General features: G+C 75.7%; 1 protein-coding gene. It reads left to right on the forward strand.

The genetic code is table 11. The features are described 5' to 3' along the window. The coding region (locus tag AC2W7A_RS12320) for a glycosyltransferase (RefSeq protein ID WP_485991598.1) at window positions 1–1,495 on the forward strand (1,495 nt) is incomplete at both ends.

The following is a 1,495-nucleotide window of genomic DNA, read 5'->3' on the forward strand; positions in this document are numbered from 1 at the left end:
CGCCGAGCTGCCCACGGACCCGGAGCTGGCCGACGTGACGGACCGCACCGAGGCCCAGATCCTCGCCCTGCACCGCTTCGCCGCCGGCTCCCCGGCGGCCCTGCACGCGGTGGCGCTCGTGGACGCCGTGGGCGAGCGGCGCATCCAGAACCAGCCGGGCACCACCCAGGACCAGTACCGGAACTGGACGGTGCCGCTGGCCGGACCGGCCGGGGACGTGGTCCACGCGGACGAGATCGCCTCCTCGCCTCGGGCGCGCCGCCTGTTCGACGCCGTCGACCGTCGACTGCGCCAGGACGTGCCCATCGCGGTCATGGTCGCCTTCCACACCCACCCGCTGCACCAGCCCGGCCAGGGCGACGCCGGCGGCCTGAACACCTATGTCCGCCACGAGGCCGCGGCCCTGGCGCGCACCGGCATGCGTCCGATCGTGCTCACCCGCGGCGTCGGACCGGATCCGGTGGTCGGCACCGTCCCCGCGGCGGACCCCGGCGTCCAGGCCCCGGAGGTGATCGTCGTCGAGATCCCGGCGGGCCCGGCCGGGGAGCTGTCCAAGGAGGACCTCGCCGCCCACGCCGAGGAGTTCGCGGGGAACGCGCTGACCTGGTTGGACCATGAGGGCCTCGTGGCGGACGAGCAGATCGCGTTCGTGCACGGCCACTACTGGCTCTCGGCGCCGGCGTCCCGGCGGATCGCCACGGCGGCGAACGCCCCGTGGCTGCACACGATGCACACGGTGGCGGCGATGAAGATGGCGGCCGACCCCGACTCGTCGGAGCCGGCCGAGCGGCGGGAGGCCGAGGCACGGATCGCCGCGGGGGCGGACCTGCTGGTGGTGAACTCCCCCGGTGAGGCCCGCGCGCTCATGGAGGTCCTGGACGCGCCGCGGCGCCGGATCCTGGTGGACACGCCCGGGGTGGACACCGCCGTCTTCACCCCGTCCGGGCAGGCCTGGTGGCCCGGCGGGGAGACCGAGGGGGTGGATCCGTTCGACCCGGAGCTGCGGGTGCTGTTCGCCGGACGGATCCAGCGGCACAAGGGCCCCCAGGTGCTGGTGGGCGCCCTCGGTGAGCTGCGTCGGCGCGGTGTCCTGCCTCCGGGCACGGACCGGCTGCGCGCGCACGTCAACGGCGCCCCGTCCGGTGCCGATGCCCCGGACCTGACGGCGCTCGCCCAGTCCGAGGGCGTGGCGGACCTGGTGACGTTCAGCGAGCCGGTGCCGGCGGAGGAGCTGGCCGCCCAGTTCCGTGCCGCCGACCTGGTCGCCATGCCGAGCTTCTCCGAGTCCTACGGACTGGTGGCCCTGGAGGCCCAGGCCTGCGGCACCCCGGTGCTGGCCCACCGCACAGGCGGTCTCGTCCACGCGGTGGCGGACGGGGTCACCGGTCGACTGGTGCGGCAGAACACGCCGGAGGCCTGGGCCGACGCCCTGGAAACAGGTCCTCCGCCGACCCCGCCGCCTGGCGCGCCATGTCCGGCCGAGGCCGAGCGGCGG

This window comes from Micrococcus sp. LASM2_SD2, from assembly GCF_057364565.1.